A 9,053-nucleotide genomic window follows, 5' to 3' on the forward strand; every position below is an offset into this window, starting at 1 on the left:
GACAGCTTGCTGGACAACGGCCGTCGCGGCAAGGCCATGACGGGCGCCAACAAGCGCGCCCTGAAGTCGCTGGCCGACATGATCAAAGGCAAGAGCGGTCGTTTCCGCCAGAACTTGCTGGGCAAGCGCGTCGACTACTCCGGCCGTTCGGTCATCGTGGTGGGCCCTACGCTCAAGCTGCACCAGTGCGGTCTGCCCAAGCTGATGGCCCTGGAGCTGTTCAAGCCTTTCATCTTCTCGCGCCTGGAAGCCATGGGCATCGCGACCACCATCAAGGCCGCGAAGAAGGAAGTGGAAGCCGGCACGCCAGTGGTGTGGGACATCCTGGAAGAGGTGATCAAAGAGCACCCGGTGATGCTGAACCGCGCGCCCACGCTGCACCGCCTGGGTATCCAGGCGTTTGAGCCCATCCTGATCGAAGGCAAGGCGATCCAGCTGCACCCCCTCGTTTGCGCGGCCTTCAACGCCGACTTCGACGGTGACCAGATGGCCGTTCACGTGCCGCTGTCGGTGGAAGCCCAGATCGAAGCCCGCACGCTGATGCTGGCGTCGAACAACATCCTGTTCCCGGCCTCCGGTGAGCCGTCCATTGTTCCTTCGCAAGACGTGGTGCTGGGTCTGTACTCGGCCACCCGCGAGAAGATCAATGGCAAGGGCGAAGGCATGATCTTCTCCGACGTGCTGGAAGTGCAGCGTGCGATCGACAACGGTGTGGTTGAAATCACGTCCAAGATCAGCGTGCGTCTGGTGCAGTGGGCCAAGAACAAGGAAACCGGTGAGTTCACCTCGTCGATCTCGCTGATCGACACCACGGTGGGCCGCGCGCTCCTGTCCGAGATCCTGCCCAAGGGCCTGCCTTTCGAAGTGCTGAACAAGCCTTTGAAGAAGAAGGAAATCTCGCGCCTGATCAACACCTCGTTCCGCAAGTGCGGCCTGAAGGAAACCGTGGTGTTCGCAGACAAGCTGCTGCAATACGGCTTCCGCCTGGCCACGCGTTCGGGTATCTCGATCGCGGTGGACGACATGCTGGTGCCCAAGGAAAAGCCGGCCGTTATTGGCCGTGCCGAAGCCGAGGTGAAAGAAATCGCCCAGCAATACGCCTCCGGTCTGGTGACTTCGGGCGAGCGCTACAACAAGGTGGTGGACATCTGGGGCAAGGCCGGCGACGAGATCTCCAAGGTCATGATGGCCCAGCTGGCCAAGCAAAAGACCACCGACCGCGACGGCAACGAAGTGGACCAGGAGTCGTTCAACTCCATCTACATGATGGCCGACTCCGGTGCGCGCGGTTCTGCCGCCCAGATCCGCCAGCTGGCCGGCATGCGTGGCCTGATGGCCAAGCCCGACGGCTCCATCATCGAGACCCCCATCACGGCGAACTTCCGTGAAGGTCTGAACGTGTTGCAGTACTTCATCTCCACCCACGGCGCCCGTAAGGGTCTGGCCGACACGGCGTTGAAGACGGCCAACTCGGGCTACCTGACCCGTCGCCTGGTGGACGTGACGCAAGACTTGGTGGTCAACCAGCAGGATTGCGGCACCGTCAATGGCACGGTCATGCGCGCCATCGTCGAAGGTGGTGAGGTCATCGAATCCTTGCGCGACCGCATCCTGGGCCGTACCACGGCCGAAGAAGTGATCCACCCGGAAACGCGCGAAGTGCTGACCGCAGCGGGCGAAATGCTCGACGAGGACATGCTCGATGTGCTCGAAGCCGCTGCGGTGGACGAGGTCAAAGTGCGTACCGCACTGACCTGCGAAACCCGCTTCGGCATCTGCGCCAAGTGCTACGGCCGCGACCTGGGTCGTGGCGGTCTGGTGAACATCGGTGAAGCGGTCGGCGTGATCGCCGCCCAGTCCATCGGTGAGCCCGGCACGCAGCTGACCATGCGTACCTTCCACATCGGTGGTGCGGCGTCGCGTGCGGCGGTGGCCTCCAGCGTGGAAGCCAAGTCCAATGGCGTGATCGGCTTCAACGCCACCATGCGCTACGTGACCAACAGCAAAGGTGAACAGGTGGTGATCGCCCGTTCCGGCGAGATCGTGTTGCACGACGAGCACGGCCGCGAGCGCGAGCGCCACAAGGTGCCTTACGGTGCGATCCTCTCGGTCAAGGCCGATCAGCAGGTCAAGGCCGGCGTGATCCTGGCCAACTGGGATCCGCTGACCCGCCCCATCATCACGGAATTCGCCGGCAAGGTGAACTTCGAGAACGTGGAAGAAGGCCTCACCGTGGCCAAGCAGGTCGACGATGTGACCGGCTTGTCCACCCTGGTGGTGATCGATCCCAAGCGCCGTGGCGTGACCAAGGTGGTGCGTCCACAGGTCAAGTTGATCGATGGCACCGGCAACGAAGTGAAGATCCCGGGCACCGACCATTCGGTGACCATCGGCTTCCCTATCGGTTCGTTGATCCAGGTGCGCGACGGCATGGACGTGGGTCCAGGCGAGGTGCTGGCCCGTATCCCGGTCGAAGGCCAGAAGACGCGCGACATCACCGGCGGTCTGCCGCGTGTGGCCGAGCTGTTCGAAGCCCGTTCGCCCAAGGACAAAGGCATGCTGGCCGAGATGACCGGTACGGTCTCGTTCGGCAAGGAAACCAAGGGCAAGGTCCGGTTGCAGATCACCGATCCCGAAGGCACGATCTGGGACGAGCTGATCCCCAAAGAGAAGAACATGCTGGTGCACGAAGGCCAGGTGGTCAACAAGGGCGAGAGCATTGTGGACGGCCCAGCCGACCCGCAAGACATCCTGCGTTTGTTGGGCATCGAAGAACTGGCGCGCTACATCGTCGACGAAGTGCAAGACGTCTACCGCCTGCAAGGCGTGAAGATCAACGACAAGCACATCGAAGTGATCGTGCGCCAGATGCTGCGCCGCGTGATCGTCGACAGCGTGGGCGATTCGAGCTACATCGCCGGTGAGCAGGTGGAGCGTTCGGAAATCTTGAACACGATCGATGCTTTGCACGCCGAAAACAAGATTGCGCCGACCTTCAGCAACGTCTTGCTGGGTATCACCAAGGCCTCGCTGTCCACCGACTCCTTCATCTCGGCGGCTTCCTTCCAGGAAACCACCCGCGTGCTCACCGAGGCTGCCATCATGGGCAAGCGCGACGAGCTGCGTGGCTTGAAGGAAAACGTGATCGTGGGTCGCTTGATCCCTGCCGGCACCGGCATGGCCTACCACGAAGCCCGCAAGGTCAAGGAAAAGATGGACGACGAAGAGCGCCGCGCCATCGCCGAAGCCGACGCGCTGTCGTTGGCTGCAGACCAGGCGGAGCACGCCGACCAAGCCGATGGCGGTGACGCGTCCAGCGTCAGCGATGCTTCTGAATAAGCGTTGCTAAGCACCGGTTCGGGCCCACCGCCTGAACCCCAAACGCCCCCGGTTGTCCGACCGGGGGCGTTTTTATTTGTCGGGCTGGCCGGAGCAAAGCAGCTGTGTAAAGCGCTGGGTTATATTGCTTTCGGCCTCGCTCGGATGGCCTAGGCGCGTCGCCGTTGAACAGAACGCATAGGAGAAGCAAAAGATGTCGGTCGCACTCTGGATGGTCTTGGCTCTGGTCTTGCTGGGTATTTTCTGGGCCGTGGGCGCCTACAACCGCTTGGTGCGCTTGAAGAACGCGATCGCCAACGCCTTTGGCCAGATCGATGTGCAGCTCAAGCGCCGCTACGACCTGATTCCCAACCTGGTGGAGGTGGCGCGCAAATACCTCGCGCACGAATCGCAGACGCTGGAAGCCGTGATCGCGGCGCGCAACCAGGCGCGCTCTGCCGAACAGTCGGCCGCCAGCAGCCCGCTCAATGCCGGCGCCCTCGGCGCTTTGGCGGGCGCCGAGCAGATGTTGGGTGGCGCCCTGGGCCGCCTGTTTGCGGTGGCCGAGGCCTATCCCGAGCTCAAGGCCGATCAAACCATGCGCGAACTCAGCGAAGAGCTGTCCAGCACCGAGAACCGGGTCGGCTTTGCGCGCCAGGCCTACAACGACCACGTGCTGGAATTCAACGACGCGGCGGCCCAGTTCCCCACCCTGGTCATCGCCCGCCTGTTTGGTTTTGGCACCCAGGCCATGCTCGAATCCACCACCAGCGAGGTGGAGCGCCAGGCGGTGCGGATCGAAATCTGATGCAGCATCTGGCTTCGCCCGTCTTGCGGTCACGCCGCTGGCTCAACCGGGCGCGCTTGTGCTGATCTTTGAATCGCAACGCGAGGCGCGTGGCGAAACACGCAAGCTGCTGCTGGCCTTTGCCCTGAGCTTGCTCTTGTTGGTGCTGGCGGTGAACGCGGCGCTGGCGCTGGCCTGGGGTTTGACCTGGGGCTTCTGGGCGCCCGGTGCCAGCGGCTATCCGCGCCACTACTTCGTGGTCAACACGGCGGTCACGCTGCTGTTTGTACTGGGGGGCTGGTGGGTGGAGACATCGCGCCTGACCGGTGGTGGCGTGCGGCTGGCCGAACAACAGATGAACGCACGCCCGGCACGCTCGTCCGGTGATTTCGATGAACAGCGCTTTTGCAACATCGTCGACGAGATGGCGATTTCCGCCAGCATGAAACGGCCACACGCCATGGTGGTGGCGCGCGACGACAGCATCAACGCCTTTGCCACCGGTTGGGACGAAGACGACGCGGTGGTGGCTGTGACCCGTGGTGCGCTCGACCACCTCACCCGCGAAGAGCTGCAAGGCTTGGTCGCACACGAGTTCAGCCACATCCGCGAGGGCGATACGCGCCTGAACATGCGCTTGATCGGCATGGTGTTTGGCCTGGAGATGCTGTTTCGCATGGGGCAGCACTTGTTCGAGCCGGACGAGAGAGACCGCCGCATGGCGTTTGCCATTCTGGGTTTGGCCATCATGTGCGTGGGCTGGCTGGGATGGTTGACCGGGCGTGCCCTGCAGGCGGCGGTGTCGCGTCAGCGCGAATACCTGGCCGATGCGCGGGCCGTGCAGTGGACGCGCAGCCGCGATGGCCTGGGCGGTGTGTTGCGCAAGATATTGAGCCAACAGCGCGAAGGCGTTGTGACCAGCCGCATGGGCTCTGCCGTGCAGCACATGCTGTTGGTCTCGTTCGACACCGGCAAGATGGGCTCCTGGCTCGATTCCCACCCCTCGCTAGCGCAGCGCATCCGCCGCATCTACGGTCGCAGCATGGGCCCTTTGCCACCCGGCCAGGGCCGTTCGGACGAGACCGCAGCGACCCCGTTCCGCGATGAGGCCACCCCCGCAGGCAACAAGGTCCAGGGCGATCCGCCCGGCGGCGACAATGGTCCGAACTGGACCCTGACTTGAATGGATTTTTTCTGAGCACGCCCACGCCATCCGATCGTTCTGCCGCCGCATCCGGGGCCACGCCACCCACGCTCGCCATGCAGTTGCAACTCACCGCCCAATGTGTGCTGGCGGTGGAGCAGGGGCGCTCGCTCAACGAGGTGCTGCCGCAGGTCAAAACCCATTTTCGGCCCGGCGTTCAGGCGCTGACTTTCCACGTGTTGCGCCACCTGGGTGCGGCACGTGTCTTGTCGCAACAACTGGTGCAGCGTGCGCCGGCTGCACCCGTGCTGGCCTTGCTGCACTGCGCATTGGCGCTCTTGCTCGACGACGAAGCGGGTGCGCGCTACCCGGCACACACGGTGGTTGACCAGACGGTGGACGCGGCCAAGCAGATGCGACAGACGCGCATGCAAGCCGGGTTCATCAACGCCTGCCTGCGCCGTTTCCTGCGCGAACGCAGCGCTTTGTGTGCCCGCATCCAGGACGATCCGCAGGCCCGCTGGAACCACCCCCTGTGGTGGATCGAGCGGGTGCGCCGCGACCACCCCTTGCATTGGGAGGCGATTTTGCGCGCCGACAACCTGCCCGGGCCGATGAGCTTGCGCGTCAACCGCCGCCACCAGTCGCGTGCCGCCTACCAGGCGCTGCTGGCCGAGCAGGGCTGGAAGGCCGAACCCATTGGCGAAGATGGCCTGGTGCTGGACGCGCCCCAGCCGGTGGACCGCCTGCCTGGCTTTCGGGCCGGTGCCTGTTCGGTGCAGGATGGTGCGGCACAAATGGCCGCCGGCCTGTTGTTGCAAGGCCGCAGCTGGAGCAAGGCGCAGCGGGTGCTGGACGCTTGCGCCGCTCCCGGCGGCAAGACCGCGCATCTGCTGGAATGTACCGACATGGACCTGCTGGCGCTGGACATGGACGCCAGCCGCTGCGAGCGCGTGCAGGACACCCTGCAGCGTCTGGGCCTGAGTGCACAGGTGCGCTGCGCCGACGCAAGCCGCCCCAACGACTGGTGGGACGGCCAGCCGTTCGACGCCATCTTGCTCGACGCCCCGTGCACCGCTTCGGGCATTGTGCGGCGCCACCCCGATGTGCGGTGGCTGCGCCGCGCCAGCGACGTGGCCCAGCTGGCCACCATCCAGCGCCAACTGCTGGAGGCGCTCTGGCCCTTGCTCAAACCGGGTGGCCGTTTGCTGTACGCCACCTGCTCGGTGTTCCGTGAAGAAGGCGCCGATCAGGTACAAGCGTTTCTTGAGCGCCACACCAATGCCCACATCGCACACCCGGTGGGCCATTTGCTGCCCGGGTCGGACGCTGGCGCGGGTGGGTTCAACGACAATCGATCGGGTGGCAACGACGGTTTTTTCTATGCCTGCATCGACAAGTCAGCACCTTGACCGGTCACCCGGTCGGGTCCTGAGGGATGCGGTCGCGGGTGGCTTGTTCGCCGCTTGCACGCTGTGGCTGATCGCCGGATGGCAAGCCGCGTCGGCACAAGCGGTCGCACCCGATACGGTGCAACTGAGCGTGCAGCGCTCCGACGAAGCCTTGTACCTCACCGCGCGGCTCGAACTCGCCCCCGAAGCGCCGGTCGAATCCGCCTTGTTCAAGGCCGTGCCGCTGTACTTCGTGTGGCAGGTCGATGTGTACCGCCAGCGCTGGTACTGGGCCGACAAACGCGTGGCCAGTGCCAACCGCACCTTGCGCCTTGCCTACCAGCCCCTGACGCGGCGCTGGCGCATGAGCTTGTCCAGCGAAGCCGGGGGCAACAGCACCGGAGCGGGTTTGCAATACACCTTGCACCAGAACTTTGAAAGCCTGACCGATGCACTGGCCGGGGTGGGCCGCGTCTCGCGCTGGAAGGTGGCCGACGCGGCGAGGCTGGAAGAGGGTGGCAGCCACCGCATCGAGGTGCGCTTCCGGCTCGACCTGTCGTTGTTGCCCCGACCGTTCCAGATCGGCATGGCGAACCAGCCGGAATGGACCATCGACGTGGAGCGCAGCCTGGTGGTGCCCGAGCGCACTGAAACCGAGAAACGCCCAGACAGCCGGGGCGAGGCGCTGCCCGTGGCGGAGCCGCCCCCGAGCGCGCCGACCGAGCCTGCGCGATGATGCCCAACCGGAACCGAGCCCGCGCGGCCAGTCTGCCGCTGGCGTGTTGCGCCGGCGCAGCGCCCCGTTGACATGAGCGACTCGGGCTTCCACCACCCCAAGAAGACCACCGCACCTCTGCGCTGGGCGGTGGGCACGGCCATTGTGTTCATGGTCGGTGTGGCCATGGTGTTGCTGTTCTTGCTGACGCTGGCCACCAAAAACCGCGCGCTCTACGAGCAAAACTTTGCCTGGCTGGTCGCCGTCAACGCCACCGTGGCCGGGGTCTTGTTGCTGGTCATCCTGTGGTTTGCGGTGCGCCTGGGCTTGCGCTGGCGGCGCGGGCGCTTTGGCAGCCGCTTGCTGGTCAAGTTGGCGGCGATTTTCGCGCTGGTGGGTTTGTTGCCCGGCTTGCTGATTTACACCGTGTCCTACCAGTTTGTATCGCGCTCGATCGAGAGTTGGTTCGATGTGCGGGTCGAGTCGGCGCTGACCGCCGGTCTCAACCTGGGGCGCACCATGCTCGACACCATGACCGCCGACCTGAGTTCCAAAACCCGGCTCGCGGCGGCGGGGTTGTCTGGCATGCCCGATGCTTCGGCGGTCTTGACCTTGGAGCGTTTGCGTGAGCAGCTCTCGGCGTCCGACATCGTGCTCTGGAGCGCCGCTGGCCAGGCGCTGGCCAGTTCCGGTGCCTCGCGTTTCGATCTCAACCCGGCACGGCCCAGTGCGGCCCTGCTGCGCAGCGTGCGCGAGGCGCGCGTCATGGCACAGATTGAGGGCCTGGAAGAGGGCAGCGACGGCGCTCTGGAGGCGGCCCGGGCGGCGGGCGAGGCGCGCATCAAAGTACTGGCCCTGGTCAACGCGTCCAGCCTGGGCTTCAACAGCGAACCGCGCTTTCTGCAGGTGATCGTGCCCATGCCCCCCGCCCTGGTGGCCGATGCCCTGGCCGTGCAGCTGGCGAACCGCGAATACCAGGAGCGCGCCCTGGCGCGCGAAGGCTTGCGCAGCATGTACATCGGCACCCTCACGCTGGCCCTGTTCCTGGCCGTGTTCGGCGCCGTGCTGCTGGCGGTGCTGCTGGGCAACCAGCTGGTGCGCCCGCTGCTGGTGCTGGCCGAAGGCATGCGCGAAGTGGCACTGGGCAATCTCGCGCCCAAACCCGCGCTCACGGCGCGCGACGAACTCGCCGGCCTGACCCGCAGCTTTGCCCACATGACGCAGGACCTGGCCGACGCACGCTCCGCCGTGCAGGCCAGCATGGAACAAGTGGACGCTGCGCGCTCCAACCTGCAAACCATTCTGGACAACCTCACCGCCGGTGTGGTGGTGCTCGACGAACAAGGGCGCCTGCTCAGTGTCAACCCCGGTGCGGCACGCATTCTGCGCACACCGCTGGCCTTGCACATGGGCAAACCCCTGGCCGAAGTGCCGGGCCTGGAAACCTTTGCCACCGGCGTGCTCCAGCAGTTCGAACGCTTTCTTTCAGACCAGACGCCGCACGAAGGCGGGCACTGGCAGCAGTCGTTTGAGCTGTCGGCCAACGGCACCACCCCGTTTGACGAAGGCATCACCCTGATCGCGCGTGGCGCGCTGCTGCCGCAGAACGAGCAATTGCTGGTGTTCGACGACGTGTCGGAAATGGTTTCGGCCCAGCGCGCCAAAGCCTGGGGCGAGGTGGCGCGGCGCCTGGCGCAC

Annotated in this window: 6 protein-coding genes; all 6 read left to right on the forward strand. The window is 65.0% G+C overall.

All coding sequences use genetic code 11. The features are described from left to right. Window positions 1-3,339 (forward strand): DNA-directed RNA polymerase subunit beta' (gene rpoC, locus ABYB95_RS11375; RefSeq protein ID WP_372658638.1); only part of this gene is annotated, 3,339 nt, incomplete at its 5' end. A gap of 193 nt (window positions 3,340-3,532) precedes the next feature. Further along, on the forward strand, window positions 3,533-4,126 hold the full coding sequence (locus ABYB95_RS11380) for a LemA family protein (RefSeq protein ID WP_372658639.1): 594 nt from the start codon (window positions 3,533-3,535) through the stop codon (window positions 4,124-4,126). Window positions 4,127-4,184: 58 nt separating this feature from the next. Then, the gene (locus ABYB95_RS11385; RefSeq protein ID WP_372658640.1) at window positions 4,185-5,288 is read left to right on the forward strand and encodes a M48 family metalloprotease; all 1,104 of its coding nucleotides are present in this window, start codon (window positions 4,185-4,187) and stop codon (window positions 5,286-5,288) included. Then, entirely contained in the window at window positions 5,285-6,661 is a 1,377-nt protein-coding gene (gene rsmB / locus ABYB95_RS11390) for a 16S rRNA (cytosine(967)-C(5))-methyltransferase RsmB (RefSeq protein WP_372658641.1), read from the forward strand. Before ABYB95_RS11385 ends, rsmB begins: the two co-directional genes overlap by 4 nt. Window positions 6,662-6,704: 43 nt before the next feature. Then, the gene (locus ABYB95_RS11395; protein WP_372658642.1) at window positions 6,705-7,376 is read left to right on the forward strand and encodes a DUF4390 domain-containing protein; all 672 of its coding nucleotides are present in this window, start codon (window positions 6,705-6,707) and stop codon (window positions 7,374-7,376) included. A 72-nt stretch (window positions 7,377-7,448) separates the two neighbouring features. After that, window positions 7,449-9,053 (forward strand): HAMP domain-containing protein (locus ABYB95_RS11400; RefSeq protein WP_372658644.1); only part of this gene is annotated, 1,605 nt, incomplete at its 3' end.

Source organism: Hydrogenophaga sp. (genome assembly GCF_041633695.1).
Classification (GTDB): Bacteria; Pseudomonadota; Gammaproteobacteria; order Burkholderiales; family Burkholderiaceae_C; genus Hydrogenophaga.

Coding starts and splice junctions, on each gene's coding strand:
- ABYB95_RS11380 (WP_372658639.1), top strand. CDS start 3,533: ATGTCGGTCGCACTCTGGATGGTCTTGGCTCTGGTCTTGCTGGGTATT.